The sequence below is a fragment of the Pseudomonas sp. C27(2019) genome (genome assembly GCF_008807395.1).
GTDB lineage: Bacteria > Pseudomonadota > Gammaproteobacteria > Pseudomonadales > Pseudomonadaceae > Denitrificimonas.
Genome location: NZ_CP043320.1, coordinates 1,870,804 through 1,897,106 on the forward strand (window position 1 = coordinate 1,870,804; position 26,303 = coordinate 1,897,106).

The 26,303-nt window shown below is 50.4% G+C and carries 28 protein-coding genes and 1 pseudogene; 13 read left to right on the forward strand and 16 right to left on the reverse strand.

Going from position 1 to position 26,303, the window contains the following annotated elements; translation table 11 throughout:
- Positions 1–19: 19 nt before the first annotated feature.
- Genes FXF61_RS08465 through FXF61_RS08495 form a run of 7 tightly spaced genes read right to left on the reverse strand, consistent with a single transcriptional unit; the run spans position 20 to position 6,208 of the window.
- The gene (locus tag FXF61_RS08465) at positions 20–307 is read right to left on the reverse strand and encodes an AtpZ/AtpI family protein (RefSeq protein ID WP_151184853.1); all 288 of its coding nucleotides are present in this window, start codon (positions 305–307) and stop codon (positions 20–22) included.
- Positions 304–714 (reverse strand): ATPase, encoded by a 411-nt coding sequence (locus tag FXF61_RS08470; protein ID WP_151184854.1) that lies wholly within the window; start codon positions 712–714, stop codon positions 304–306. Before FXF61_RS08470 ends, FXF61_RS08465 begins: the two co-directional genes overlap by 4 nt.
- Positions 711–2,165, reverse strand: coding sequence for a F0F1 ATP synthase subunit beta (atpD, locus tag FXF61_RS08475; RefSeq protein WP_151184855.1), 1,455 nt, complete (start codon positions 2,163–2,165; stop codon positions 711–713). The genes FXF61_RS08470 and atpD overlap by 4 nt, the downstream gene beginning before the upstream one ends.
- A gap of 53 nt (positions 2,166–2,218) precedes the next feature.
- Entirely contained in the window at positions 2,219–2,920 is a 702-nt protein-coding gene (locus FXF61_RS08480) for an RNA ligase family protein (RefSeq protein WP_151184856.1), read from the reverse strand.
- Positions 2,920–3,468: a hypothetical protein gene (locus tag FXF61_RS08485; RefSeq protein WP_151184857.1), complete on the reverse strand. Its 549-nt coding sequence runs from the start codon at positions 3,466–3,468 to the stop codon at positions 2,920–2,922. Before FXF61_RS08485 ends, FXF61_RS08480 begins: the two co-directional genes overlap by 1 nt.
- Positions 3,469–3,478: 10 nt before the next feature.
- On the reverse strand, positions 3,479–4,849 hold the full coding sequence (locus tag FXF61_RS08490; protein WP_151184858.1) for a DUF3696 domain-containing protein: 1,371 nt from the start codon (positions 4,847–4,849) through the stop codon (positions 3,479–3,481).
- A gap of 39 nt (positions 4,850–4,888) precedes the next feature.
- On the reverse strand, positions 4,889–6,208 hold the full coding sequence (locus FXF61_RS08495) for a Na+/H+ antiporter family protein (protein ID WP_151184859.1): 1,320 nt from the start codon (positions 6,206–6,208) through the stop codon (positions 4,889–4,891).
- Positions 6,209–6,426: 218 nt separating this feature from the next.
- Here FXF61_RS08495 and pnuC point away from each other — a divergent pair, with 218 nt between their 5' ends.
- Genes pnuC through FXF61_RS08510 form a run of 3 tightly spaced genes read left to right on the forward strand, consistent with a single transcriptional unit; the run spans position 6,427 to position 7,778 of the window.
- Positions 6,427–6,990, forward strand: coding sequence for a nicotinamide riboside transporter PnuC (gene pnuC, locus FXF61_RS08500; RefSeq protein ID WP_151186051.1), 564 nt, complete (start codon positions 6,427–6,429; stop codon positions 6,988–6,990).
- Positions 6,987–7,556: an AAA family ATPase gene (locus FXF61_RS08505; RefSeq protein ID WP_151184860.1), complete on the forward strand. Its 570-nt coding sequence runs from the start codon at positions 6,987–6,989 to the stop codon at positions 7,554–7,556. The genes pnuC and FXF61_RS08505 overlap by 4 nt, the downstream gene beginning before the upstream one ends.
- A 3-nt stretch (positions 7,557–7,559) precedes the next feature.
- Positions 7,560–7,778 carry a VF530 family DNA-binding protein gene (locus FXF61_RS08510; protein ID WP_151184861.1) on the forward strand — a complete coding sequence of 73 codons (219 nt, stop codon included), beginning with the start codon at positions 7,560–7,562 and terminating at the stop codon, positions 7,776–7,778.
- Positions 7,779–8,717: 939 nt separating this feature from the next.
- On the opposite strand, the gene arcC is transcribed toward FXF61_RS08510, so the two are convergent.
- The 3 genes from arcC to FXF61_RS08525 are packed head-to-tail and all read right to left on the reverse strand — an operon-like array spanning position 8,718 to position 11,967.
- Positions 8,718–9,677, reverse strand: a complete 960-nt coding sequence (gene arcC / locus FXF61_RS08515; RefSeq protein ID WP_151184862.1) for a carbamate kinase — start codon at positions 9,675–9,677, stop codon at positions 8,718–8,720.
- A 2-nt stretch (positions 9,678–9,679) separates the two neighbouring features.
- Positions 9,680–10,681, reverse strand: a complete 1,002-nt coding sequence (locus FXF61_RS08520) for an ornithine carbamoyltransferase (RefSeq protein WP_151184863.1) — start codon at positions 10,679–10,681, stop codon at positions 9,680–9,682.
- 56 nt (positions 10,682–10,737) lie between these two features.
- Positions 10,738–11,967, reverse strand: a complete 1,230-nt coding sequence (locus FXF61_RS08525; protein WP_151184864.1) for an arginine deiminase — start codon at positions 11,965–11,967, stop codon at positions 10,738–10,740.
- Positions 11,968–12,658: 691 nt separating this feature from the next.
- Between FXF61_RS08525 and FXF61_RS08530 the strand changes: the two are divergent.
- From FXF61_RS08530 to FXF61_RS08570, 9 genes and pseudogenes are all read left to right on the forward strand, one after another.
- A pseudogene (locus FXF61_RS08530) lies at positions 12,659–13,549 on the forward strand (urease accessory protein UreD).
- Between the two features lie 103 nt (positions 13,550–13,652).
- Complete coding sequence (gene ureA, locus FXF61_RS08535) at positions 13,653–13,955, forward strand: urease subunit gamma (protein ID WP_151184865.1); 303 nt, start codon at positions 13,653–13,655, stop codon at positions 13,953–13,955.
- A gap of 11 nt (positions 13,956–13,966) precedes the next feature.
- A complete protein-coding gene (locus tag FXF61_RS08540) occupies positions 13,967–14,281 on the forward strand; it encodes an urease subunit beta (RefSeq protein ID WP_151184866.1) in 315 nt (104 codons plus the stop codon).
- A 17-nt stretch (positions 14,282–14,298) separates the two neighbouring features.
- Positions 14,299–16,002 (forward strand): urease subunit alpha, encoded by a 1,704-nt coding sequence (gene ureC / locus FXF61_RS08545; RefSeq protein ID WP_151184867.1) that lies wholly within the window; start codon positions 14,299–14,301, stop codon positions 16,000–16,002.
- Between the two features lie 21 nt (positions 16,003–16,023).
- Positions 16,024–16,584 carry an urease accessory protein UreE gene (gene ureE, locus FXF61_RS08550; RefSeq protein WP_151184868.1) on the forward strand — a complete coding sequence of 187 codons (561 nt, stop codon included), beginning with the start codon at positions 16,024–16,026 and terminating at the stop codon, positions 16,582–16,584.
- Positions 16,574–17,281 (forward strand): urease accessory protein UreF, encoded by a 708-nt coding sequence (locus tag FXF61_RS08555; RefSeq protein WP_151186052.1) that lies wholly within the window; start codon positions 16,574–16,576, stop codon positions 17,279–17,281. The genes ureE and FXF61_RS08555 overlap by 11 nt, the downstream gene beginning before the upstream one ends.
- 31 nt (positions 17,282–17,312) lie before the next feature.
- Positions 17,313–17,951 (forward strand): urease accessory protein UreG, encoded by a 639-nt coding sequence (gene ureG / locus FXF61_RS08560; RefSeq protein ID WP_151184869.1) that lies wholly within the window; start codon positions 17,313–17,315, stop codon positions 17,949–17,951.
- An 83-nt stretch (positions 17,952–18,034) separates the two neighbouring features.
- Positions 18,035–18,616 carry a HupE/UreJ family protein gene (locus tag FXF61_RS08565; protein ID WP_151184870.1) on the forward strand — a complete coding sequence of 194 codons (582 nt, stop codon included), beginning with the start codon at positions 18,035–18,037 and terminating at the stop codon, positions 18,614–18,616.
- Positions 18,617–18,801: 185 nt separating this feature from the next.
- Entirely contained in the window at positions 18,802–20,067 is a 1,266-nt protein-coding gene (locus tag FXF61_RS08570; protein ID WP_151184871.1) for a RidA family protein, read from the forward strand.
- 182 nt (positions 20,068–20,249) lie between these two features.
- Here the strand turns inward: FXF61_RS08570 and FXF61_RS08575 are convergent, their stop codons facing one another.
- The 6 genes from FXF61_RS08575 to FXF61_RS08600 all read right to left on the reverse strand — a co-directional run bounded on the left by FXF61_RS08575 (position 20,250) and on the right by FXF61_RS08600 (position 25,128).
- Complete coding sequence (locus tag FXF61_RS08575) at positions 20,250–21,263, reverse strand: NAD(P)-dependent alcohol dehydrogenase (protein ID WP_151184872.1); 1,014 nt, start codon at positions 21,261–21,263, stop codon at positions 20,250–20,252.
- 61 nt (positions 21,264–21,324) lie between these two features.
- On the reverse strand, positions 21,325–21,624 hold the full coding sequence (locus FXF61_RS08580) for a helix-turn-helix transcriptional regulator (protein WP_151184873.1): 300 nt from the start codon (positions 21,622–21,624) through the stop codon (positions 21,325–21,327).
- A gap of 138 nt (positions 21,625–21,762) precedes the next feature.
- Positions 21,763–22,107 carry a hypothetical protein gene (locus FXF61_RS08585; protein WP_218571791.1) on the reverse strand — a complete coding sequence of 115 codons (345 nt, stop codon included), beginning with the start codon at positions 22,105–22,107 and terminating at the stop codon, positions 21,763–21,765.
- A gap of 454 nt (positions 22,108–22,561) precedes the next feature.
- Positions 22,562–23,221, reverse strand: coding sequence for a CoA transferase subunit B (locus FXF61_RS08590; RefSeq protein WP_151184874.1), 660 nt, complete (start codon positions 23,219–23,221; stop codon positions 22,562–22,564).
- A gap of 14 nt (positions 23,222–23,235) precedes the next feature.
- The gene (locus FXF61_RS08595) at positions 23,236–23,940 is read right to left on the reverse strand and encodes a CoA transferase subunit A (protein WP_151184875.1); all 705 of its coding nucleotides are present in this window, start codon (positions 23,938–23,940) and stop codon (positions 23,236–23,238) included.
- A 174-nt stretch (positions 23,941–24,114) separates the two neighbouring features.
- Positions 24,115–25,128 carry a patatin-like phospholipase family protein gene (locus tag FXF61_RS08600; RefSeq protein ID WP_151184876.1) on the reverse strand — a complete coding sequence of 338 codons (1,014 nt, stop codon included), beginning with the start codon at positions 25,126–25,128 and terminating at the stop codon, positions 24,115–24,117.
- A 251-nt stretch (positions 25,129–25,379) separates the two neighbouring features.
- Here FXF61_RS08600 and FXF61_RS08605 point away from each other — a divergent pair, with 251 nt between their 5' ends.
- Complete coding sequence (locus FXF61_RS08605) at positions 25,380–26,279, forward strand: LysR family transcriptional regulator (protein ID WP_151184877.1); 900 nt, start codon at positions 25,380–25,382, stop codon at positions 26,277–26,279.
- Positions 26,280–26,303: the final 24 nt, after the last annotated feature.

Below are 26,303 nucleotides of genomic sequence, written 5' to 3' on the forward strand. Positions count from 1 at the left end.
AACTCAATGCGCTGCCCTGCTACTTATCACGATTTTTATCAATCCAACTCCAAGCAACCATTGCACCCACCACCACTCCACCGAGAATTAAAGCAATGGGCCAAGAAAAATCTTGTGGCGCTACTTTATTAAGCCACACGCCTAAAAAAGCACCGCCTACAGTAGGGATCGCAACTGACCAGCCAATCACACCAAATACACCTAGGCCGCTCAGCGGGCTGTAGCTAGGTTCATCGCGGGACTCTTGCATGCGCTGGGCTCGACGGCGAATCGCCGCAGCTGAGTCATTTTCTTTATCTTTGCTCATGTCAAAGGCTTCCGTAACTCACTGAAACGCCGCACAATTCCGGCCTCCAGTCGCGATAAAGCGGTACGTGCGACCCGCTCATCCTCATCCACTTCAATAAAGGTGGCTTGGATGGTTTCATTTAAACTGGCCAAGTCATCACCTTGCACCCCGCGGCGCACGGCTATATCCACTTGATGGCCATGCTTAACCAGCACACCTTGATCAATGCCAAAAAACTGCTCATCGCCGGCTGCATCGGTAATCACTAGCACCGACGGCAACAACGCCGTAACAAAATCGGTGTGATTGGGCAGCATGGCAAAAGCACCGTTTTCAGCCTCAGCAAAGACTTTTTTGGCTTCGCAGCTAAACAACAAGCGCGTAGGTAAGCGCAAGTTAACGTGCATCACCTCGGCCCAGCTCATGATGGCGTCTCTTTCTTAGGCAATGCACCAATCATGTAATAGTCCATTTCGTTGTCATCAAATTCAGTTTGCTGCAGGATCTGCTCACATCCGGCCAAGGTGTCCTCAACCGAAACACGCTGACCCGCCTGACCACTAAAAGATTCTGCAGAAAAGAACGGCTGAGTTAAAAAGCGCTCAAGACGGCGCGCGCGCGCCACCACAGCGCGGTCGGCACTGGATAACTCTTCCAGCCCCAGCATAGCAATGATATCGCGCAGCTCTTCATATTCAGCCAAGGTGCGGCGCACAGCGCGGGCAATATCGTAATGACGCTGACCAACTACCGCTGGGGTGAGCATCACCGAGGTCGAACCCAGCGGATCAACCGCCGGATACAGCCCTTCACTGGCGCGCTTACGTGACAACACCACCGACGCGGATAAGTGCGAGAAAATATGCGCCGCCGCTGGGTCAGTAAAGTCATCGGCAGGGACATACACCGCCTGAATCGAGGTGATTGCACCTTTACGGGTTGAAGTAATGCGCTCTTGTAGCGAAGCCAGTTCAGTGGCTAAGGTCGGTTGATAACCGACGCGTGATGGCATGCGCCCGAGCAAACCCGACACTTCCGAACCTGCTTGCACAAAGCGAAAGACGTTATCAATCAATAACAAAACGTCTTGTTCTAGGTCGTCACGGAAATACTCGGCCATGGTCAGCGCAGTTTTACCGATTAAGAAACGTACACCCGGCGCTTCGTTCATCTGTCCAAACAGCAATACTGTGTTATCACGCACACCGGCTTCACCCATTTCCCGATACAACTCTTCTGCTTCACGGGAGCGCTCACCAATCCCACAAAATAGACTCACGCCTTTGTAATGTTGCGCCGTATTGTTAATCAGCTCGGTAATTAGAACGGTTTTACCCACCCCTGCACCACCAAAGAGCCCCGTTTTACCACCACGCTCAATCGGTGAGAGTAAATCAATGGCTTTAATACCGGTTTCCAAAATGGTGCTGTGCACCACGCGGTCTTCCAGTACCGGTGGCGCTCGGTGAATAGCGCGTGAAATATCAGTTTTCAGGGCAGGTTTGCCATCCATCGGCTCACCAAAGACATTGAGCATACGGCCCAACACGGCTTCACCGACTGGAACTCGAATGGGTGCGCCAGTTGCGCGCACTGACATACCTAGGCCTAAACCGCGCACGGGGGCCAGAGCAATACAACGTACCGTGCCTTCATCAAGCAGCGCAGCCACTTCCATGGGCAAGTCGCCGGCATACACTAAATCTTGAATGCGGGGCACTGGATCACTAAAGAGCACGTCAACCACACCACCGCGAATTTTAGTCACCACACCTTCACCCACAGGCTCAGCACTCAACGGATGCGCTTGATCTTGAGTCTCAAGCGGTGCTAAGGCACTGACTGACTCTGATATTCGCTCTATTTTTTCACTCATGCCGCACCCGTCTCCCTATGTTTAGTGCTAATGAACCTATACGTACCCTAGGCTTATTCAAAATCCTCTGCTGTGAGCACGCGCACATCGTTCCACTCAATGGCTCGACTGCGCCAGTGCTCTTCAATCGATTGGGCGAAGTCGGCACGCACGAGCTTTGCCCGTGCTTCACACCACTGCTCTGAATCATGGCGCATCACAATACCCTCTAATGTACCCTGACGGTATTGGCTGCCCACGGTATCCAGCAGTGCTTTTAACTCATCCAGCGTGGTGTGGCCCTGATACAAAGTGGGCACAACAGCCAAACCCATTTTGGCAGCCAGCGCATTGCGCCGCTCGCAACTCCAAAACTTTTGCTCAGTCCGATCGTACACGTCAAACACAACAAACCAATCCGGTAAGTTGTCGTAATCAAGCGAGTGCCGCGCAGCGCACCACTCTCCAAATACGATCCAATCTGTCTTTAAGTTATCACATAAAGCATATTGATGCTGTCCAAGCCAAGAATTCAAGCGCGAAAACTGCCCTGCATAGGGTTCTAAAAGGTATTGACCACGATTTTGTGCACGCAATTCACCATTTTCACGCATCGAGATACCCAAGTTGGCACCGTCAAGCTTTTCTTCGATACGCAGGGGTTGCGCTAAAATGGCTTCGACTTCAGCCTCGCTCAGCACTTTATCATCACGCGGCATCCCCTCACCGAGCCAATCAATATGCGGGGTATGCGGGAAACGGAAAAAATCAGACATTATTTACTCTCCGGCATGGCAGGGGCTGGAACATGACGCTGCCTTGGAAACTTAATCTTATAAAAACGCTGCGCATCAGCAGCACACAAAAATTCAACTTTAATAGCGTGTTCAGCTAGAGTTGGCCACCAATCAATCCACTTACAATCTGCTGCTTGCCAAATGATTGGCTTATCAGGATGCGCATTGGCGACGGCTGGGAAAATACGGTCTGGCGGATCAAATTCAGCCTGTAATGCTTGATCAGGAAATTCGGCATAACAATCAATCGCCGTTTGCGTCACACTGACCATCTCCACCCGCTGCGCATTACCCATATTACGCAGCAACCACTTTAGAAAGACATCGCCAACGCCGCGCGGTGGATTGATGCGGGTTTTGTTTTGATACTCAGCCAAAATAATAAAACCATCATCAATCACTACGACACCTGTGCTTTGTAGCGCCTGCAAACGCTCAATGCAGTGAGCCACGCACTCAGCCGAAACATCGGAATGCTGTTGGTTGGCTACGAGCAAGACATTGGTATCAATCACCACTTTCAGCATATTCAGAATCCTATTTATGCTGCTGGCGTTTGCGCTGCACCGCCGCCAGCGCCCGGGCGGCAATATCAGTCATTTCATCACCAAATAAATTCTCCGGCCAGTTGGCTATTTCACCGTAGGTATCAATGTGCAAGGCTTCAATCTGTGCCTCGCTGCCCTTACGACTGCAAAAATACAGAGCAACCTCGTCATGGCTGATCACCCCTTCAGCTATACGTCTTTGTAACCTATTTAGAAAGTGTTCGGAGTGACTCTCGACAATGATTTGTACATTACGTGCACAACCTGCCTCTTTAGCTTGGGTTGCAGCAATTAACATGTCGGCTAAACCTGCTTGCACTTGCGAATGCAGATGTATTTCCGGTTGCTCCAGCCAAACCGTTGAGTTCGGCTGCGCATAAAATGCCTGCACAATCACCGGTAACAACTGCGAGACACCAAAACCCAGATCGGCCACATTAACCTCTTGCGCTTGGGCATGGTTTTTTAGCAGCGCTTGATACTGCCCAGAACCCGCCCCACTTGGACGGATAGAAAAATCACTGGCCACACCCATCTGCTGCAACCAATAAGCAATGCCTTGAGCAAAGGGCTGCTCAAGTTGATCAGCGGCAAACTGCAACTGGCGTTGCTCAGCACTGGCGGCCAAGACTGCGGCAACCACAGACTCACCGGCACGGCCCACTCCTTGCGGCGATTCACCCGTCCAAACATAGTGTCGTTTTGGCGCGGCGCGTAACGCAGCTAAGACCTGAAAATCAGCTAAGGCGCTTTGTGTTTGTAACGCCAGCGCAGCGAGAAACGGCGCATCAAGCTGCAATGCTGCGGGGAATTGGTAAAACCGTTCTGGACTGGCAGCTTCGGCGACAGCAATGCTGTAATTTTGTACTTGTGGATGATAAATCTGCACCTGCACTTCAGCGGCTTGAGCACGGCAGTAACTGACGCTTAACAGCTCTTGTTGGTGCTGAAAAGCGCTGTAACAGATGGTTTGAATGCTGGGTTGCTGCGCGGCATCAGCCAGCACACTGACCTGTAAACGCAGGGCATCCACCAGCAGCTGCTCATGCTGGCCAACACCCTGCAAGGCTAAGGGTTGCGGCAAACGCCACTGCAGCTCAAATTGCAATGGCTCACTGAGCTGCCCTTGGTGCAGGTTCTGCGCAAAGGCGCCTAAATCAATCAAACTCTGGGCATCACCAAAATCCAGTGGCAACTTCATCACACCAGGCCCTGCACTTTGTTTAAGCGCCAGCAATAACTGACCTAAGCTGCTTTTACCGGTGCTATTTTCACCAAAAAAAACAGTCAGCGGCGCGAGCTTAATCGGCCCAGTATCCTGCCATGCCTTAAAATTCTTGATTCGCCAAGAGGTCAACATATGCGCAGTACTCCTTTAACTGCTTGCCCAGCAACCGAATCACAATAGCATCGCAGCAGCCCAACCAAAGGCCAATAAGGGCAAGTTATAGTGAATAAACGTCGGTACTACAGTATCCCAAATATGGCTGTGCTGACCGTCCATATTCAAACCCGCTGTAGGGCCTAAGGTTGAATCTGAAGCAGGTGAACCCGCATCACCTAACGCGCCAGCGGTACCGACAAGACAAACAATAGCTAGCGGACTAAAGCCCAGCTGCAGCGCCAATGGCACAAAAATCGCTGCAATAATAGGTACAGTAGAAAAGGATGAACCAATACCCAAGGTAATCAACAAGCCAATCAAGAGCATCAAGATGGCGCCCATGGCCTTATTGTTGCCAATGATATCGACAGATGAATCAACCAAGGTTTGGATTTGCCCTGTTTCACGCATCACTTCGGCAAAGCCCGAAGCGGCAATCATGATAAAACCAATCATGGCCATCATCTTCATGCCATCGGTAAACAAACCATCGGTTTCTTTCCAACGCACTACACCAGAGATGGAAAACACCACAAAACCCAGCAATGCACCCATAATCATCGAGTTGAGCCACAACTGCACAACAAAGGCAGCAATTACCGCAGCAGCGGCGGCAATCAAACTTCTTGGGTTGTAATCACTACTGGCTGAGCCCACCTGACCTTCTGCAACGGTTTGGTAGACACGTTTTTTACGATAGCTAAATAAAATCGCAACCAATAAACCAGTCAGCATACCCGCCGCTGGAATCATCATCGCTTGCATGACGCTAAGACCGGTAATATCGACACCGCCTTTAGCCACGTTAGCCAATAAGATTTCCCGCAGGTAAATACCACCAAAACCCACCGGCAAAAACATATACGGGGTAATCAAACCGAAGGTCAGTACGCAGGCGATTAAGCGGCGATCCAACTGCATACGGCCCATCACGTACAACAGCGGTGGCACCAGCAGCGGAATAAAGGCAATGTGAATCGGTAGAATATTTTGCGAAGAAACGGCAGCGACTAACAGCACCATGATCAACATCCACTTGACCGCCTCGGTGCCCTTACCTTTCTGCTGGCCAATCATCCTGAGGATTTTCTCAGCCAATGCGTTGGCTACACCCGACTTACTGATAGCAACTGCAAACGCGCCCAGCAATGCGTAAGAAAGCGCAACCGTGGCACCGCCACCCAGTCCTTTATTGAACGCAGCTAGCGTACTTTCAATACCCAACCCAGCAAGTAATCCACCCGTCACAGCACCGATAATTAACGACACCACCACATGCACACGAAGCAAACTCAGCACTAGCATCAAGGCTACTGCGATAACAACCGCATTCATTACAACCCCCACTCACTTTAAAATAATTTCAGTACGCTGATCTGCGCGCTCGTCTAAAGGTGCGCAGTTTACACCGCCCAAAGCAAGAATGAACCGCAGATTGCCCTTATCAGCTGACTAATCATTGCATCACCTGTGTTTTTCTACTTATTCAAACAAACAGCCTGCTACTATGCGCACTTTTATACATGGCAAAAACGGAACCTAGCATGCTCTCTATGACCTGGATTGAGCTGATCGCCGCCAGTTTAGGCGCGCTCTCTGTGTACTTAATGACCCAACAAAAGCCGGCCGCTTGGCCCATTGGTTTATTGATGGTGCTGCTGTATATCTGGATTTTTTACGATGCGCGGCTGTACTCAGAAATGCTGCTGCAGGTTATCTATGTGGCGCTGCAAATCTATGGCTGGCGCCAGTGGTTGCGTGGCGGCAGCAAGCAACAGGGGCGCGAGGTCAGCAGTTTGTCAATGTTTGGTATCAGTCAAGGTTTAATGATTGGCACCAGTATCACCCTGGCGCTGGGTTTTGCCATGAGCCAATACACCAATGCCAACTTGCCTTGGCTGGATGCGGCGTTGACGGGGTTTAGTTTGGTCGCGCAGTACTGGATGGCGCACAAACGCCTGCAGTGTTGGTTGCTGTGGATTGTCCTCGACATTGTTTATGTGGGTATGTTTATCACTGCCCAGCTGTACCTGACTGCAGTGCTCTACATGATTTTCACTGCGCTGGCGGTGTATGGCTGGCTCGAATGGCGCCACAGTTTAAGGCAAACAGCATGAAAGTTGTGGTATTGACCGGGCCTGAATCAGCCGGTAAAAGCACGCTTAGCCAAGCGCTGGCAGAGCGTTTTAATGCGCCTTTAGTCAGCGAATATGTGCGTGAGTTTATTGAGCGTGAACAGCGCGAAACCTGCTATGCGGATGTCAGTACGATTGCCGAGCAACAACTGCGACTCGAGCTGGCAGCACGGGCGCAAAAACCACCGCTACTGCTGCTCGATACGCATTTGCTGAGCAATAAACTTTGGAGTAAAACTTTATTTAATAACAGCCCAGTTTGGATTGAGAGCGCACTGCGAGTGCAACATTACGATTTAATTGGCTTACTCAGCCCAGTCGGTATGCCGTGGCAAGCGGATGGCCAACGTTGTCAGCCTGATTTGCGTGAGCGTCAAGCCTTTCATCAGCACTTAGCTGCTTGGCTGCACAGACACCAACAACCTGTTTTACATTTAGAAGGCTCATGGCAAGCCCGTTACCAAGCGCTAGAACAGGCGATTGAGCAGTTGTTGTGCGGTACATTAAAATTATCAGCCAACCTTGTAGGCCACCATTTAGAGGATTAAGTCATGACCAGTACCCACGCCCATGACCCATTACATGGCATTACCTTAGCGGTGATTCTCAACCGCTTGGTTGCTCATTATGGCTGGGAGGAATTGGCCGAACTGATACCGGTGAACTGCTTTAAAAGCGATCCGTCAGAGAAGTCGTCACTGAAGTTTTTGCGTAAAACCCAATGGGCGCGGGATCAGGTTGAGGCCTTGTATGTTTCGACATTTGCTTAGCAACTGGGGTTCTGACAGCTCATCTGCATGACTTAGCGGCAAACTCTTCGTGTATTTGTGTATTTGTGTATTTGTGTATTTGTGTATTTGTGTATTTGTGTATTTGTGTATTTGTGTATTTGTGTATGAGAAAGATTGTACCTATGGCTGGCTGTGCTAAGTCTGTTTTTCCCTCAACGAGCCATCCTGGCTCGATTCGGGCGCTGCGCCATCCATGGCTTCGCTTGCCACAGACCCAGCACAGCCCGCCTTGAATATCTATAAATATAGAAAGATCTGCGTGGGTCTCTTTTTGGTTTGCCTTGGGCATATGCACGTGTCGTGTCGCATGGGTTCAGCCAATACCTAGGCTCAATGCGTGCTTCGGTGTTGCTGTGACGAGCGAGCTAAGGATGGCGAAGCGCCGGAGTTGAACCCTGGATGGGTTCATCGACGGACAAACAGCAATAGCGAAGCATAGCCAGCGCACAATTTTCAACCAATCGAAGAAAAAGCATTAAACACAATAGGCGCGTGCCGTGCCGCATTAGTGTCGCTTTCCCTCAATGCGCCTTCCTGGCGCAATTCGGGCGCTACGCCATCCCTGGCTGCGCTTGCCACGTCACTAACACGGCACTCGTTGATCATTGATGCTGCTGGCAGTTTTTATGTGCGGCTCTTTAAAAGCCACATCACCCACACACCATACGGTAAGCATTGGTATGGGGTGCGAGCCTAATATATCTCGCTCTAAAACGAGTCACGCTACATAACCCCAGACAATGTATAGGCTCAATGCGTGCTTCGGTGTTGCTGTGACGAGCGAGCCAGGGATGGCGAAGCGCCGGAGTTGAACCCTGGATGGGTTCATCGACGGACAAACAGCAATAGCGAAGCATAGCCAGCGCACAATTTTCAACCAATCGAAGAAAAAACATTAAGTAGGCTATGCGCGAATATCTAAAGTCTCGCGACTGAAGCGACAGTGTTCCAGGCGCTGCCTAACTGAGCTGTATCAGCCACAATATGCGTCCCAGCCTGCCCTGACAGCAATGCTAATGCATCGGCTAAACGGCCAATGGCACTAAAACCACCCGACTGGGCAAAACTGCAAGCCGCATTGATTTTTGGCCCCATCGAACCCGCCGGCAAATTCATCTCATCACACTGCGCTACCGTTAAAGTATCGAATGGTTTTGCCTCTGGCGTAGCAAAGTCCTGATACACCGCATCAACATCAGTCAGCAGCAAGAGCACATCTGCACCGAGCTTATTGGCTAAAAACGCACTGGACAGATCTTTATCAATCACCGCCTCAATGCCTTGCAAGCTGTTATCCGCAGCACGCACAACAGGAATACCACCGCCACCGTTGCACACCACCACAACATTTTTCTCAATCAGCAGTTTAAGCACCTGCAAATCAGGAATATCTACGGGCTTTGGCGAGGCGACCACGCGCCGCCATTTATCCCCATCTTGAGCCACCTGCCAGCCCGCTTGAATCGCACGCGACTGCGCTTCTGCTTGGCTATACACAGGGCCTATATATTTAGTCGGCTTAGCAAAGGCTGGGTCATTAAGGTCAACGATGACTTGGGTCAGCAAAGTGACAACCGGCTGCCTATGCTGCAGTTCATTTTCCAACTCTTGCTCAATCAAATAGCCAATCATGCCGGCCGTTTGCGCACCGAGCACATCCAACGGATAGCTTTCCTCAGGTTTGTAAGCATCGTTCTGTAACGCCAACAAACCCACTTGCGGGCCATTACCATGGGTAATCACCAACTGATGTCCGGCGCGGACAATGTCAGCCAAAGCACGTGCGGCTACTTTGACATTCTGACGCTGCACCTGTGCGGTCAGCGGTTGACCGCGCTGCAATAAAGCATTGCCACCCAATGCTGCTACAACCAACATAATTAATGCCCTAAAGTCGCAACTAACACTGCTTTAATCGTATGCATACGGTTTTCTGCCTGATCAAATACGATCGAGGCAGGGCTCTCAAATACTTCATCCGTGACTTCCATGGCATCAATGCCGTGGGCCTCCTGAATCTCTTTACCAATCGCCGTGTCGGTATTGTGAAACGCAGGCAGGCAGTGCATAAATTTCACCCGCGGATTGCGCGCTCTTGCCATCAACTGCGCATTGACTTGATAGGGCATCAGCAACTTAATGCGCTCGGCCCATATCTCCTGCGGCTCGCCCATCGACACCCAGACATCGGTATAAACAAAGTCCACACCCTGCACCGCTGCATCAATATCATCGGTAATGGTAATGCGTGCACCGGTTTTAGCGGCAATGGCGCGCGCTTCATCTTGGATTTTTTGCTCAGGCTGGCAGGCTTTTGGCGCACACAAGCGCACATCCATGCCCATTTTTGCACCGCCAATCAACAAGCTATTGCCCATATTGTTGGCGGTATCACCAATAAATACATAGGCCACATCATGCAACGGCTTTTCACTGTGCTCGGCCATGGTCAGAAAATCTGCCAAGATTTGCGTTGGGTGAAAATCATCGGTTAAACCATTGTAAACCGGCACGCCAGCATACTGAGCCAGCTCGTTGACAATCTCTTGACCAAAGCCGCGATACTCAATGGCATCATAAACACGACCCAAGACCCGCGCCGTGTCTTTAACCGACTCTTTATGTCCAATATGCGTGCCATTTGGACCCAGATAAGTGACGCGTGCGCCTTGATCTAAAGCCGCCACTTCAAAACTGATACGCGTACGCGTTGAATCTTTCTCGAAAATCAGGGCAATATTTTTACCTTGCAGTCGTGGTTGCTCGGTGCCGGCATACTTAGCTGCTTTCAGATCAGCAGACAACTTCAGCAAAAAACTGATTTCTTGCGGGGTAAAATCGCGCAACGTTAACAAGTCACGATCTTTAAGGTTAAAAGGCATACATCTGCTCCTTGGATAGCAGCTGGGTAAATAATTTACAGTTAAAAAGATAAATATTACACCGGGTCACGCACTGTTGGACAACTCATGCAGCGCCCGCCGCCACGACCACGGCCCAACTCAGCGCCCGGAATCGCCAATACTTCAATACCAGCAGCAGTTAACGCGGCATTGGTGTCATCATTACGGTCATAACCAATCACCACGCCTGGGCTCAGCGCCAAAACGTTATTACCATCATTCCACTGTTCGCGCTCACGCTCAGCAGGGTGATCACCGCCGGTGGCCACCACTTCTAAAGACGGATAACCCAACACCTCAGCCAGCACAGCAAACATATGCCGCGGCTCACGGCTGAAGACGTGCGACCTGCCACTTACATCGGGGCGCAGATCATAGCAAATCATTTGCTCGGCGACCTCAGTAAATGCGGTGACAATATTGTCACCGCAGAAGGTAAACACCGTGTCCAGATGCATCGCCGCACGCGACTTAGGCATTTGACAAGCGATCACACGATCGACACTACCCTGAGCAAACAGCGCTCGCGCCAATTGACCCACAGCTTGCGCTGAACTGCGCTCACCCATCCCTACCAACACTGCACGCTTGCCGATCGGCATAATATCACCACCTTCTAAGGTGGCCAGAGCAAAGTCTTGCAAAGGATCACCCCAGAGCACATCAACTTTACCGGCAAATCTAGGGTGGAATTTATACACTCCTGCAATCAGCAAGGTTTCCGCTTTACGCGCCAGCCAACGCATGGGGTTGAGCGTGACCCCGCCATAAATCCAGGTACTGTTGTCGCGGGTGAATAAAAAATTCGGTAGCGGCGGTAAAATAAAACCATATTCACCCAAATGATTACCAAACAAACTCGTCGGTTTAAAAGGCAAATCAGCCACTTCCAAACCACCAATCAAATACTCAGCCAGCTGCGCTGCGGGCAGCTCATCCATCCATGCACGCAGATCTGACACCATCCCTACGCCAATCTCATTCCAAGTAATACGCTGATCCAGAATCCATTTGCGCGCCTCTGCTAGCTCTAGCGTTTGCGTGAGTAAATCATGAACTTCCAAAACCTCAACACCACGCGCCTGCATCACATGAACAAAAACATCATGATCTTTTTGCGCTTGCTTGACCCAAAACACATCGTCAAACAACAACGCATCGCAGTTTGACGGAGTTAAGCGGCGATGCGCCAATCCCGGCCGGCAGACAATCACCTGCCGCAAAGTTCCAGTTTCCGAATGCACACCTAAGGTTAATTCAGACATTGTATTACTCCCTTAGCGCTCTTGGGTAACTGCAAGGCTGAGGCAGCGCGCTATCCAGCCAGTCAACTCATCCAACGTTTAGCTACGCGCACGGCTCGTCTAAATAATTATCCGCCATTGTAAGCACCTGCAGCTTAACACTGCTGCATACTTCATTTGTCAGCTAACCGGGCACCTAGAGCGGGCATACTGCACAGACCGAATCAGTTTAACGGTACTCCAGCAGCACGAGCCAAGCTTTTGTAAGCTCGCTCAAACTCTTCGGGCAACCGAACCCTTAAAATGTATATTTAACTCATACAAAGATTTATTTCTAGACGACTCTCTTTCACTCATATACAACTAACCATTGGGCAAAATCTTAGAACTTAAAGCTTGTTTAATTAAAGCTCTAAGTTGCAATAAATTAGCACACACCACGAGACGTTCGTCTCCGCCCTTCACAGTATTCAAACTGCATTAGCATCAATTGCAGCACTTACAACAAGCTTAGCTTGCAAACTGATCATCGACTGCGGCTTACAAGCCGATTGAGTCAATTTGATCGCTCCCAAGCATATAGACTCTCAAGGTCACTCTGCTATTCTCAACGTACATTTCTGCATGACAGAAAAAACAGTTGATTGATCCAGTAGAGATTGCCGTGCTGGGCTTATATAAGGTGTTCGATGGCATGACTTCTCTATCTTTGATGTCCGTACAGCAACGGGCAACCGCAGATTCTGGGCATCATTTTGATGCTGGGCGGCACTGGGCGGCCTCTTTAACACTGGGGTTTGATACCCGCACAGACGGCGACAGCAGCATCACCCGCATGATCAAAGCCCAGCATTACGGGCCACTGCGCGTACAAAGACCCTTTTACCCCGAAGGCCGTGACGGCTGCTGCCATGTATATATACTGCACCCGCCCGGCGGCGTTGCCAGTGGCGATGCGCTCAACATTGATGTGACAGTGGCGACAAACGCTCACACATTGTTAACCACACCCTCGGCCAATAAACTCTACAAAGCCGACAGCAACGGTGTGGCTTGGAGTCAGCGCACTCACCTTAAAGTCGCTGACGATGCCACGCTGGAATGGCTGCCGCAAGAAACCTTGGCCTTCGACGGCTCACGTGGCGAGCAAACTATCATCATCGACCTGCAAGACAAGGCCAAATGTTTGGGCTAGGAAATTCTCGGTCTTGGCCGTCCTGCTAGCGAGCTGCCCTTTGCCAGTGGCTACCTTGAACAACGTTTTCAGCTCAACCGCAACGGCCGTCCTCTGTGGCTGGAGCGCCAGCGCATTGACCCCAATCACCCTCGTTTTAGTGGTAAATGGGGACAAGGTGGCGCCACCGTCCACGCCACCTTATGGGCGGTGGGCTTAAGCGATCCAATAGAAGCCATCAGCGCATTACGCGAACGCATTGAGGCTGCTCAGCACTGGGCAGTGACTTACCGCCGTGGCGTACTGTTACTGCGGTACTTAGGCTCTGAGCGCAATCAAGCTTGGGAATTATTGCAGCAGGCGCGCGAGATTCTTCGTCCGCGTCTGACCGGACATGAAACCAACATACCGAGAATCTGGCTGACCTAACTATTTTTTCACGCCCAGCATTCGCCTGGGCGACGACCAGTGCTTGTGCCGATCAACGGCATAAGCGATCAACACAGTGACATCGACATCAACGGAGTTATTAATGGAATTAACACCTAGAGATAAAGACAAGTTGCTATTGTTTACTGCCGGCCTACTGGCTGAGCGGCGTAAGGCTAAAGGCCTCAAACTCAATTACCCTGAATCAGTCGCACTGATCAGCTGCGTCATCATGGAAGGCGCTCGCGAAGGGCGCACCGTGGCAGAGATGATGAGCGCTGGCCGTGAAATCCTGACCCGAGACGACGTGATGGACGGCATTGCCGAGATGGTTCAGTCGGTACAGGTCGAAGCCACCTTCCCCGACGGTACCAAATTGGTCACCGTTCACAACCCCATTGTCTGAGGAGGCGCGTTATGATTCCTGGTGAATATCAGCTGAAAAGCGGTGACATTGAACTCTGCGTTGATCGCGTCAGCATCGCTGTCACTGTTGCCAACACCGGCGACCGCCCTATTCAGGTCGGCTCCCACTACCACTTTGCCGAAACTAATCCGGCTTTGCAGTTTGATCGCAAACAAGCCTATGGCCACCGTTTAGGAATTGCCGCAGGCACCTCAATTCGCTTTGAGCCTGGGCAAAAACGCGACGTACCCTTAATTCCGTTTTCTGGCCTGCGCCACATTTACGGTTTCCGTGGTGAAGTCATGGGGCCATTGGATCAGAACTAAGACAAGGGAGTGACCTCATGAAGATTTCTCGCAGAGCCTATGCCGATATGTACGGCCCGACCACGGGCGATCGCATTCGCCTCGGTGATACCGAACTGTGGATCGAAATCGAAAAAGACCACACCCATTACGGCGAAGAGGTCATGTTCGGCGGCGGTAAAGTGATCCGTGATGGCATGGGCCAGAGCCAACGCTGCGACGATGCAGTGATGGATACCGTGATCACCAATGCCATTATCATCGACTGGTGGGGCATCATTAAAGCCGATATTGGCCTGAAGAACGGCCGCATCGCTGCCATTGGTAAAGCCGGCAACCCTGACACCCAGCCCGATATCGACATTATTGTTGGCCCTGGCACTGAAATTATTGCCGGTGAAAACCAGATCGTCACTGCCGGTGCTGTGGATACCCACGTGCACTACATTTGCCCGCAGCAGGTCGATGAAGCACTGATGAGCGGCCTGACCACCATGATCGGCGGCGGTACAGGCCCAGCCACCGGCTCAATCGCCACCACGCACACACCTGGCCCTTGGCATCTGGGTAAAATGATGCAAGCGGTGGACGATATACCAATCAATATCGGCTTTCTCGGCAAAGGCAGCGCCAGCACCCCAGAAGCACTGGAGCAGCAAATTAAAGCCGGCGCCATGAGTCTGAAAATCCACGAAGACTGGGGCGCAGCGCCGGCAACGATTAAAAACGCTTTGGATGTGGCCGATCGCTACGATATTCAGATCGCTATTCATACCGACAGCCTTAACGAGTCGGGCTTTGTGATCGACACATTGGAAGCCTTAGGTGATCGCTGTATTCATACCTACCACACCGAAGGTGCCGGTGGTGGCCACGCACCGGATATTCTGGTGGCTTGTAGCCTGCCTAACGTCTTGCCGTCATCAACCAATCCAACGCGACCGTACACCATCAACACCATTGACGAGCATCTGGATATGTTGATGGAATGCCACAACCTCGACCCCAACATCCCAGAAGACGTGGCCTTTGCTGATTCGCGCATTCGCCGTGAAACCATTGCCGCTGAAGACATCCTGCATGACATGGGAGTGATCTCGATGATTTCCTCTGACTCGCAAGCGATGGGACGCATTGGTGAACTGGTCTGCCGCACCTGGCAAACTGCGCACAAAATGCGTATTCAGCGCGGCCTCTTGCCAGAAGACCAAGAGCGCGGCACCGATAACTTCCGCGTCAAGCGTTACATCGCTAAATACACCATCAACCCGGCGATTACGCACGGTGTCGGCCATGAAGTGGGCTCCGTTGAGGTCGGTAAACTGGCCGATCTAGTGCTATGGAAACCAGCCTTCTTTGGCGTTAAACCCTCCATCATCCTCAAAGGCGGCATGATCGCTGGCGCGGCCATGGGTGACCCCAACGCAGCCATTTCCACCCCGCAACCGGTGCACTACCGCCGCATGTGGGCTGCCTATGGCCGTGCTGCTGCGGCAACGCGGATGACCTTTGTCAGCCAAGCCTCGATGAACACGGGGCTGGAAGAAAAGCTCGGTCTAAAAAGCCCTTTAGTGCCCGTTAAAAACGTGCGCAATATGCGTAAAAGTGACATGAAACTGAACGACGCTTGCCCAGTGCTGACGGTTGATCCAGAGACCTATGAAGTTCACGCAGATGGCGTGCTACTGACCTGTGAACCGCTGTCTGAGGTGCCATTAGCCCAGCGTTATCACTTGTTCTAAACCGTTTGCGAGGACATTTACATGCTTGAATTAACCCAAAGAATCGATGCCAACCCAAACGCCGAGGTGCATGACAGCCTGAGCCTGCCTTATGAGTTGCGTATCCGTGGTCGCCTTAAAGCGGTAACGGATAACGGCCACGACGTTGGCTTGTTCCTTGATCGTGGACCGGTACTGCGCGATGGCGATTTACTGCAGGCCAGCACCGGTGAAGTGATCCGTATTTGCGCCGCTGATGAGCCGGTCACCACAGCATTCATCGATGGCGGCTTGCCGCTAGGCCGGCTGTGCTACCACCTCGGTAACCGTCATGTATCGCTGGCCTTGGGTGCTGATGAGGATGGTCGTCATTGGGTACGCTTCCCACCGGATCATGTGCTGGAAGAGCTGGCGGTTTTGTTGGGGGCCACTATAAGTCACCACCAAGCCCCGTTTGATCCCGAATCCGGTGCCTATGCGCAGGCCGGCCGTGAGCACTCTCATGCTCATGGCCACGCCCACAGCCACTCGCATAGTCACGGGCATTCACACAGTCACGGCCATGATCACTCACACACCCATGACGACGATCATGCGCACTGATCATTCGCCAGCCGAGAGCAGTGATTTGGCACTGCTGGGGTTGCTGCAACTGATCAGCCCTGCCTTACCGATTGGTGCATTCGCTTGGTCACAAGGCTTGGAGAGTGCCTTCGAGCTGGGCTGGGTTAACAACGAGCACGAGCTCGGTGAGTGGCTGCAAGGCGTGCTCGATGATGGCTTGACCCGTTGCGAACTACCAGTACTGGCACGCTTACAGAGTTGCTGGGCTAAAGCTGATAGCAATGGCCTCACCCAGTGGAACGATTGGCTGCACGCCAACCGCGAAACCGCTGAATTGAGCGATGAAGACACACGCTTAGGCCAAGCATTGATGCGTTTACTCAGCGACTTGGAGTTACAACCGCAAGCCGAGCTGGGCCATGCCCTACTGCCGCAAGAGCCTGGCTACGTGACGGTGTTTGCTTGGGTCGCACACCAGCGTCAGATACCAGTGCGCCAGAGCTTGCTTGGCTTTGCTTGGAGCTGGCTGGAAAACCAACTGGCGGTAGCCTGTAAAGCTCTACCCTTAGGCCATACCGCCGCGCAGCGTCTCAACGAACAACTGCGACCACAATTGGTCACAGCGGTGGACAACGCGCTGGCGTTAACTGATGAAGAGCTGGGTCCGATTTTGGCGGGTTTAGCGCTCGGCAGTGCCCAGCATGAAACCCAATACTCAAGATTATTCCGAAGCTGATTGCTTCGACTTAACCAAAGGAACAGTAGCAATGAAACATTGTTTACGTATAGGCGTCGGTGGCCCAGTAGGCTCCGGCAAAACTGCTTTGTTGCGCCAGTTGTGCAGCGCCTTAAAAGATCACTATGACATCGCTGTGGTCACCAACGACATCTACACCCGTGAAGATGCCGACTTTCTGCTTAAGCACGATGCACTGCCTGCCGACCGCATTATCGGTGTGGAAACCGGTGGCTGCCCGCACACCGCTATCCGCGAAGATGCCTCAATGAACCTGGCGGCGATTGACGATCTACAAGCGCGCCACCCCAATCTGGAATTGGTCCTGATCGAATCCGGCGGGGACAACCTCGCAGCCACCTTTAGCCCAGAGCTGTCTGACCTAACCCTGTACGTGATTGATGTTGCCGCGGGTGACAAAATCCCCCGCAAAGGCGGCCCTGGCATTACCAAGTCGGACTTGCTGATCATTAATAAGATCGACATTGCCAAATACGTGCATGCCTCGCTGGATGTGATGGCACGCGACTCGAAGCTCATGCGCGGCGAACGTCCGTTTATCTTCGCCAATCTGTACGACGGTGTCGGCGTGGAAGAAATTATCAGCTTCATCTTGGAGCAAGGCATGCTGCCTGAGCGTCGGCCGGAAAAGCTGGCCGCATCCACCTAAGTACGCGCGCTGAATACAACACCAAGCAAGACAAGCCGTACTCACTAAAATCAACAGAAAAGAAAGAAAAATCGGAGAACACCATGAATAGAGTAACCAAATTACTGATGACCGTTGGCCTGATGCTGACTGCCAGCGTAGCCGTCGCCCACCCCGGCCATGGCGAACACACAGGCGGTTTCCTGAGCGGTTTGCTGCACCCAATGATGGGCCTTGACCATCTATTGGCCATGGCCGCTATTGGTTTTTGGAGCATGCGTCAGAGCGCTGGGATGAAGCGCAGCGCGCCCTTGTTTGTCGTCGGCGGCATGGTTGGTGGCGCCGCCATCGCTTGGGCCGGCGTAAGCTTGGCTGGCATTGAAACCGGCATTGCTATGTCAGTGCTACTGGCCGGCGTACTGATTGCCACCATGGCAAAACTGCCCACTGCTATTGGCGGCAGTCTGGTTGCCCTGTTTATGCTCACCCACGGCTACGCACACGGTGCAGAAATGAGCGCAGGTACAAGCCTGATCAGCTATATGCTCGGCTTTGTCATCGCCACACTGGCCATCACCTTTGTTGGCCGTGGTCTAGGCGCTGCAATGATGAAAGCTGACAACCGCATTAGCCGCGCAATGGGCGGTGTTATTGCAGTGATTGGTGGTGTTTTAGCAGCTGGTTAATACCATTAAAAATGTAAACGATTTTATATAGCAAGCTTCCAAAAAGCCGTGCGAATTCGCACGGCTTTTTGGGTTTAGGTGATTTGACCTAACCCCCTACAAGGACTGTATCAACTCAGAAAGAGGTGGAGCCAGATACAACTGAATTCCACGTAAAAACTATATTAGGTAGGAGTTATATCGATATGAGTGACACTATTATAAAACTTTCAAGAAACACTGAGAGTGCGCCACAAAGCTCTGTATCAACACAGACTGTCGCTTTTTCTCATTACAATAATATTTCAGCGCAATTACCTGTAGATCCTAAAACAGGTGCCCTTGTAGCGGGCGATATCAAAGATCAAGCCAAGCAATGCTTAACTAATATTAAAGCCATTGTAGAAAGCACCAATCATGCGATGGACGATGTGATTAAAATAAACATCTTCTTAAAAGACATCGCAGACATTGATGCTGTCAATGCGGTATATACCACCTTCTTCCAAGATTATCTGCCGACACGCACCACCCTTGCAGTGGCTGCCCTGCCTCTGGCTGATGCGTTAGTGCAAATGGATGCGCTGATTTCTAATGGTGTAGGTACAGCACCGCAAGAGCCGTGCGATCTGGTTAAAGTTGCTAACAACACAGAAAATGCACCCATCAGTGCTATATCAACACAGACTGTGGCTTTCTCTCATTACAACAACCTGTCTGCGCAATTACCCATCGATCCTAAAACAGGAAAACTGGTCGCTGGCGGTGTACAAGAGCAAGCACAGCAGTGCCTAAAGAATATCAAAGCTGTTTTAGAAGGTATCGACGTTCCCTTTGACGATATTGTGAAAGTAAACATCTTCGTTAAAAACCTAGCAGACATTGCAGCGGTAAACGAAGTCTATACAACATTCTTCCCAGACTCGGCTATCGCTCGCACTGTAGCCTATGTGCCGGCACGCTCAGTCGTTGTTGCTTGTGCTTTACCCATGGATGCGCTGGTACAAATTGATGCCGTCATCTCCCACGGCGACGGTACCCCACCGCAAGCAGTGGAGGATCGCCACGGCATCGTCATTCGCGCAAACAACGCAGACAATGCACCCAAGAGCGTACTATCGACACAAACTGTTGCCTTTTCTCACTACAACCACATTTCAGCGCAATTACCCATCGACGCTAAAACAGGCACAGTGGTAGCCGGCGATGTAGCAGCGCAGGCCAAACAATGCCTTAATAACATCAAGGCCATTATCGAAAGTATCAACCACGTGATGGACGATATTGTTAAGGTCAATATTCAGCTTAAAAACATCGCAGATGTTGATGCGGTAAATGACGTCTATAAAACATTCTTCAACAGCGACCTACCTGCGAACACCACAATTGGTGTAGCCGCTATTGCGCTGGACGCTTTAGTGCAGATTGATGCAGTGATGTCTAACGCTGAAGGCACCCCGCCCGACGCTTAAGCAATTCGCGCCGTCCCCGCCTTCTCATAGGCGGGGATTTCTTATGCTAGCGGTATTATTCCAATCTAGATGTATAGCCTAGCGCATGCACCTTGATCACTCGTATCAAGAGCACATGCGACGCGCCCTACTGCACCTGAAATCAGCGCACTGGGCATGACCGTCACACACTGCGTACTTGATCAGAACTCCAGCACAATTTTGCCAAAGTGCTGATTGGTTTCTTGGTAACGGAACGCATCAGCCAGTTGCTCCAAGGCAAAGCTGCGATCAATCACTGGGCGCAAACCATTGGCATCAATGGCGCGGATCATCGCTTGCTGGTGAGCGCGACTGCCGACTAATACGCCTTGTAAGCGCAACTGACGCGACAGCGCCTGCACCAGCGCAAACTCACCCGAAACACCGGTAAGAATACCAATCACAGAAATATGCCCACCAACACGTGCAGCGGTCATCGATTGTTGCAAAGTGGCAGGCCCGCCCACTTCAACCACATGATCCACACCTCGACCAGCGGTGATGCTGCGCACCGTCTCACCCCAGTTACTGTCTTTACGGTAGTTGATTAAGTGATCAGCACCCAACGCTTCAAGGCGTGCTAACTTTTCATCGCAGGACGACGTAGCAATCACTGTAGCACCGGCCAACTTGGCAAACTGCAGGGCAAACACCGATACCCCACCGCTGCCTTGCACCAACACAGTATCGCCAGGCTTGAGTGCATCATCAGCAAACAACGCTCGCCAAGCCGTTACCGCAGCAGTGGTTAATGTCGCTGCTTCTGCGTGGCTGTAGCCTTTGGGTGCATGGGTAAAGGATGTTGCTGGCGCAGTCACTTGCTCACGTGCATAGCCATCTACACCATCACCGGGTACCGCGCCAAAGCCTTCTTCCTGCGCCTCGCCATCCAACCAGTTGGGGAAAAACGTACTAACCACATGATCGCCAACCGCGAACTCGCTAACGCCCTCACCGACAGCAACGACTTCACCCGCTCCGTCTGCCATAGGTATGCGGTCTTCGGTTGGTCCCCACATACCACTGACCACGGCAAAATCATGATAGTTCAGCGAGCTGGCATGCAAGCGCACCTTGATCTCGCCTGCGCTAGGCGCGGCCGCCGCATCACTGCTACTGATGATGACACGCTCATAGCCGCCACCCTTTTGTACGATAATAGTTTTATTGCTCATAGTGTCTCCATACGATAAAGAGTTTATCGTGTTGCGAAATAGCGAGGTGTACAGATAAAAATTACAGCTCTGCTTGCAACCGCCGGATACATTCAGCAATAGCTGACTCGTCACGACGGTAATAAGTCCACTTTCCGATTCGATGTACTTGCACCAATCCAGCGCGTTGCAAAATCGCCAAATGCGCAGATGCGGTTGAGGGCGCAAGATTTACTTTCTGTTGGATGTGGGTGACACAGACACCAAATAACTCTGGTGCCCCATGTTCTTGGGCTGGGTAGTTGGCTTGGGGCGCTTTTAATGATTGTATGATCAACATGCGCGTATCGTTCGCCAACGCTTTTATCTGTTCGAGTAGCATTGGTTCATATTACGCTTTTTTACGAAATGTTCAAGTTTTGACCAGATTACTGGCTTACCCCAAGGGTATTGCTTCAATAAAAAGCAAACAGTGGTCAGCTCATTCGGCAGAGTGGCTGTGCTGTTAATCTGCAATAGGCTATTTATATGCGCTAGCAAACAAACAACGTGCAAATTTGTGCCCAATCAAAAAACAAACAACCAACACAATCATGACAACGAAGGCGGCGACCAAGTAGCTGATGCTTTCCGGCAGCCCTAATACCCAAGCTAAAGTGAAGACTAAACCTTGAAATGCCTCATATGGCCACTGAATAACTGGTGCTTGTGAGCCCGAGGCCAACAGATATATCAAACCAACTAAGGCAAGCAGCGACGTTAAAACAGCAAAACCTCTTACTTTATTCATATCATTTAAGCCTGCACTTAACGTTGATTTATGCTGATCAAGTTGGCGCCAACCATCACCGGTAGCAATGTTCAATACGCCACAAAGTTTACAGCAACCGGCTTTGTTGATGGGTATTGTGCTACAAATTGATGGCGCTATGCCGCTAAACCTGAAGTAACCAGCAACATTATAAGCGTGGCTCAATTTCTGTCACGATATGTATTTGCAGCATAACTTCACTTAATTTAAGACGTAAACTGGCTTTGCATCAAAAAAGGCAAGGTACTAATCCCATTAGGATTATTACCTTGCCTCATTAAACTGCTGTTCAACGTTGCTCAGCATTCTATTAAGCAAGCAGCGCAGATCCTGTGCGAAAAAAATCATGCGAGCTGATTGCTGCCACTGCGATAAATTGCCTAGCTAGCACTCATTTCGCAACGCATTACGCGGTGTTCAAAATAAACGAAGCACCATCAAGACCGACTAGCGCACGTTTATCGCAGCTATAAAACGCCCCATCACCTTCTCTTTAGGGCAACGACGATTAGGCGAAAACCATTTCAGGGACATGCTCAGGCACAATTAATTTACCCTGCGTTTTAGCAATAATCTCTTCCACCGAGACGCCTGGAGCCCTCTCTTTAAGTACAAAAGCGCCATTTTCAATCTCGATCCAGGCTAAATCCGTTAACACCTTTTTAATGCAGCCTTTGCCTGTAAGCGGCAAGCTGCACTCTGCCAACAGCTTTGATTCACCTGATTTGGACGCATGGGTCATAGTCACAATAATATTATCGGCGCCTGCCACTAAATCCATGGCGCCGCCCATGCCTTTGACTAGCTTATTTGGAATCATCCAGGAAGCGATGTTGCCGTTGACATCCACTTCAAACGCACCTAAAACGGTGAGGTCAACATGACCGCCACGAATCATGGCAAAAGATTCTGCAGAGGAGAAAATTGATGCGCCCTTTACTGCTGTTACGGTTTGTTTGCCCGCATTAATCATATCGGCATCGATGGTTTCTTCAGTTGGAAACTCACCCATACCCAATAAGCCATTTTCAGACTGCAGCATGACTTCAATATTGTCTGGAACGTAATTGGCGACCAAGGTCGGAATGCCAATACCTAAGTTAACGTAAAAACCATCTTGCAGCTCTTGGGCGACACGTTGCGCCATTTGCTCTCTTGTAAGTGCCATCTAAAATCTCCTTATTATTGCGCTAACTTTACAGTTCTTTTTTCAATACGCTTTTCAAACGTACCGAGCACAACGCGATTTACATAAATGCCTGGGGTATGGATATGCGCTGGATCTAGCTCACCCACTTCAACAATTTCCTCAACCTCAACCACAGTAATTTTTCCAGCAGTGGCTGCAAGAGGGTTAAAATTTTGCGCGGTATGACGGTAAATCACATTGCCGTAACGGTCTGCTTTCCAGCCTTTAACAATAGCGAAATCACCCACGATGGCTTCTTCCAGCAAGTATTCACGACCATTAAATTCTTTGGTTTCTTTACCTTCTGCAACCGGCGTACCCACACCTGTGGCTGTGTAAAAAGCCGGAATACCGGCACCGCCGGCACGCATTTTTTCAGCCAGTGTGCCTTGCGGAGTCAGTTCGACTTCCAGCTCACCGTTGAGCAACTGCTTTTCAAATAACGCATTTTCACCCACATAAGATGAAACCATTTTCTTAATTTGTTTTTTTTCTAATAACAGACCTAAACCAAAACCATCTACGCCACAGTTATTAGAAACCACGGTTAAGCCGCTGGTGCCTTTGCGCTGAATTTCAGCGATTAAGTTTTCTGGAATACCACACAAGCCAAACCCACCGGCCAGCACGGTCATACCATCTTCTAGTCCTGCCATCGCTTCTTCATACGAAGCAACAACTTTGTCAAATCCAGCCATTCTTGTTCTCCTAGTTTTGTTCTGCTTGTTGATCAGTTTGCTTCAAACCAATCAATAAATTAAATTTGTTTTCTCTATTTATTAATAAGTTTTTCAAATCAATCAATTTACGTTTATGCACTTGATCGGCAGTCTTGATTGCGCGGCTGCGCCAGTGTCCGTGCCCGCAACGCGTTATGAAAACTCGCGTCTCAGATCAAGCGTGGACTCCTTACCTAAACTGTCATAGTGCTCATCAAGAAAGGCCCGTGCTGATTCACGACCAATGTCACGTAAATGCGTTAGAAATTTCCACTCAGAATTGACTTTACTCGACGCTGACAACGGATTTATTTGTTCTGTGGCTTCAATGCGGTGCACTAATATTTCAGAATAACGACTTCTATCCAGTTTGTTTTCACGCAACTGCCGCGTGACAAAATCAATACCGCGCAACTCTCTGAGCAAGGATGAATTAAATGAAATTTCATTGACGCGATTCTGTATTTCCTGCGCAGTTTTAGGCGTTTCATTGCGCTCAATCGGGTTAATTTGAACGATTAAGATATCTTTAGACTGAGTGGTATGAAACAAAGGATACATAGGCGGGTTGCCAACATAACCACCGTCCCAATAGGGCACACCATCAATTTCAACAGCTTGAAAGTAAGAAGGTAAACAGGCAGACGCTAAGACCATATCCGCCGTCAACTCTTCACGCTCGAATACTTTTATCTTGCCCGTATGCACGTTGGTTGCCGCAACAAATAGCTTTAATACGCTGCACGCCCGGACCTTTTCAAAGTCAATAGTTGACTCAACCAATTCGCGTAGCGGATTAATATTCAGCGGATTGGTATCATAAGGTGAAGCGACCCGACTGAATAAATCGAGCATCACATAGGCTGGAGAGTCATCCAAATCCCAACGGCCTGTGAGAATACTTAAAGGGCTTCGTTTAATTGGACTAAACCTGCCCATGTGTGACACGTGGCGCCAAAATGTCTCAAGCGATTCGCGCGCGCCATCTGCCCCACCTTCCATATAGCCTTGTGCTAATACAGCTGCATTCATTGCGCCAGCGCTCGTCCCTGAAATACCTTCGACACTGACGCGGCCATCTTCCATTAAATAGTCCAGTACGCCCCACGTGAAGGCACCATGCGAGCCACCACCCTGCAGTGCTAGATTGATCGATTTTTTAACCATGCCAATTGTTACTCCTATGCCCACTCCAACTCACTGCTGAGCAGCAGCTTGTCAAACATCCTACTTCCTAGTTTTATCTGATTGCAGATCAGCTTGGCCCAGCTAATAAATAAAGTCTTCCTTTCCTATTGATTGATAGCTTTTGCAAATCAATGCGCTTGCACTTATTCACTCAAAAACATACCGTTAAACAAATACTTTACAAACACTCGCTTTAACTAACCAAAGCATTTTGGAATCCATCAGCATACATGAACATCAAACAGGTTCGCGCTTTTCTTGCAGTTGCTCAGTCCATGAACTTTACGCATGCCGCGAGTCAATTGCATCTGTCTCAGCCTGCTTTGAGTCTTTCAATAAAAGGCTTGGAAGATAATTTAGGCGGCAAGTTACTTATTCGCACCACCCGTCATATATCTTTGACGCCAGAGGGTGAGGCTTTGGTACCTATCGCAAAGCGACTGTTGGCCCAATGGGAAAATGCTGAAGATGAGATGAGGCAACGCTTTGCACTCCAACTAGGCAAGATTACCATTGCCTCCATGCCGTCTTTTGCAGCCTCATTACTCCCCAAAGCCATTCAAATCTACCACGCCTCCTACCCTAATATTCAAGTCGCTATTGACGATGTGCTATCAGATAAAGTGATCGAGATGGTGCGCAACAATCAGGTAGAGCTGGGCATTTCCTTTGAATCAAGCAGTCTATACGACTTGTCTTTTTACCCGCTGTATGAAGACACATTTATTGCCATCCTGCCGAAAAACCATGCGCTAGAACAACACGAAAGCATCACTTGGCAAGCATTGTTAAAATACAACTTCATCACATTGCAGCGCCCATCCAGCGTTCGCGCCATGATAGAAAGCACTCTGAATGAAGCCGGCATCGAACTTAACGTCGCTTTTGATGCGCACCAGCTGACCACAGTAGGGCGCATGGTTAGCGAAGGCATGGGCGTCGCTGTGGTGCCTGAGCTGTGCCGCCAGCAAGCCCTAGAGCAAGGCGCTGTTTGTCGTCCAATCATACAGCCGGAAATCCGCCGCCGTGTAGGCGTGATCTGCCAACCACGATCGCACTTATCTATCGCTGCGGCAGCCATGCTCGATGTACTTATGGATACCTATGCCTCAAAAGCCTATGCTGAATAAAAGCATGCTTAAGTCGAGCTCTAA

Excerpts from the sequence above, each read along its gene's own strand:
- FXF61_RS08510 (WP_151184861.1), top strand. The coding sequence starts at position 7,560 with ATGACCAGTACCCACGCCCATGACCCATTACATGGCATTACCTTAGCG.
- FXF61_RS08485 (WP_151184857.1), bottom strand. The coding sequence starts at position 3,468 with ATGCTGAAAGTGGTGATTGATACCAATGTCTTGCTCGTAGCCAACCAA.
- arcC (WP_151184862.1), bottom strand. The coding sequence starts at position 9,677 with ATGTTGGTTGTAGCAGCATTGGGTGGCAATGCTTTATTGCAGCGCGGT.
- FXF61_RS08480 (WP_151184856.1), bottom strand. The coding sequence starts at position 2,920 with ATGTCTGATTTTTTCCGTTTCCCGCATACCCCGCATATTGATTGGCTC.
- pnuC (WP_151186051.1), top strand. The coding sequence starts at position 6,427 with ATGACCTGGATTGAGCTGATCGCCGCCAGTTTAGGCGCGCTCTCTGTG.
- FXF61_RS08505 (WP_151184860.1), top strand. The coding sequence starts at position 6,987 with ATGAAAGTTGTGGTATTGACCGGGCCTGAATCAGCCGGTAAAAGCACG.
- FXF61_RS08470 (WP_151184854.1), bottom strand. The coding sequence starts at position 714 with ATGAGCTGGGCCGAGGTGATGCACGTTAACTTGCGCTTACCTACGCGC.
- FXF61_RS08580 (WP_151184873.1), bottom strand. The coding sequence starts at position 21,624 with ATGCTACTCGAACAGATAAAAGCGTTGGCGAACGATACGCGCATGTTG.
- FXF61_RS08465 (WP_151184853.1), bottom strand. The coding sequence starts at position 307 with ATGAGCAAAGATAAAGAAAATGACTCAGCTGCGGCGATTCGCCGTCGA.
- ureE (WP_151184868.1), top strand. The coding sequence starts at position 16,024 with ATGCTTGAATTAACCCAAAGAATCGATGCCAACCCAAACGCCGAGGTG.
- FXF61_RS08570 (WP_151184871.1), top strand. The coding sequence starts at position 18,802 with ATGAGTGACACTATTATAAAACTTTCAAGAAACACTGAGAGTGCGCCA.
- ureG (WP_151184869.1), top strand. The coding sequence starts at position 17,313 with ATGAAACATTGTTTACGTATAGGCGTCGGTGGCCCAGTAGGCTCCGGC.
- FXF61_RS08525 (WP_151184864.1), bottom strand. The coding sequence starts at position 11,967 with ATGTCTGAATTAACCTTAGGTGTGCATTCGGAAACTGGAACTTTGCGG.
- FXF61_RS08575 (WP_151184872.1), bottom strand. The coding sequence starts at position 21,263 with ATGAGCAATAAAACTATTATCGTACAAAAGGGTGGCGGCTATGAGCGT.
- FXF61_RS08555 (WP_151186052.1), top strand. The coding sequence starts at position 16,574 with ATGCGCACTGATCATTCGCCAGCCGAGAGCAGTGATTTGGCACTGCTG.
- FXF61_RS08490 (WP_151184858.1), bottom strand. The coding sequence starts at position 4,849 with ATGTTGACCTCTTGGCGAATCAAGAATTTTAAGGCATGGCAGGATACT.
- ureC (WP_151184867.1), top strand. The coding sequence starts at position 14,299 with ATGAAGATTTCTCGCAGAGCCTATGCCGATATGTACGGCCCGACCACG.
- FXF61_RS08605 (WP_151184877.1), top strand. The coding sequence starts at position 25,380 with ATGAACATCAAACAGGTTCGCGCTTTTCTTGCAGTTGCTCAGTCCATG.
- atpD (WP_151184855.1), bottom strand. The coding sequence starts at position 2,165 with ATGAGTGAAAAAATAGAGCGAATATCAGAGTCAGTCAGTGCCTTAGCA.
- FXF61_RS08565 (WP_151184870.1), top strand. The coding sequence starts at position 18,035 with ATGAATAGAGTAACCAAATTACTGATGACCGTTGGCCTGATGCTGACT.
- FXF61_RS08590 (WP_151184874.1), bottom strand. The coding sequence starts at position 23,221 with ATGGCACTTACAAGAGAGCAAATGGCGCAACGTGTCGCCCAAGAGCTG.
- FXF61_RS08600 (WP_151184876.1), bottom strand. The coding sequence starts at position 25,128 with ATGGTTAAAAAATCGATCAATCTAGCACTGCAGGGTGGTGGCTCGCAT.
- FXF61_RS08520 (WP_151184863.1), bottom strand. The coding sequence starts at position 10,681 with ATGCCTTTTAACCTTAAAGATCGTGACTTGTTAACGTTGCGCGATTTT.
- FXF61_RS08595 (WP_151184875.1), bottom strand. The coding sequence starts at position 23,940 with ATGGCTGGATTTGACAAAGTTGTTGCTTCGTATGAAGAAGCGATGGCA.
- FXF61_RS08540 (WP_151184866.1), top strand. The coding sequence starts at position 13,967 with ATGATTCCTGGTGAATATCAGCTGAAAAGCGGTGACATTGAACTCTGC.
- FXF61_RS08495 (WP_151184859.1), bottom strand. The coding sequence starts at position 6,208 with ATGAATGCGGTTGTTATCGCAGTAGCCTTGATGCTAGTGCTGAGTTTG.
- ureA (WP_151184865.1), top strand. The coding sequence starts at position 13,653 with ATGGAATTAACACCTAGAGATAAAGACAAGTTGCTATTGTTTACTGCC.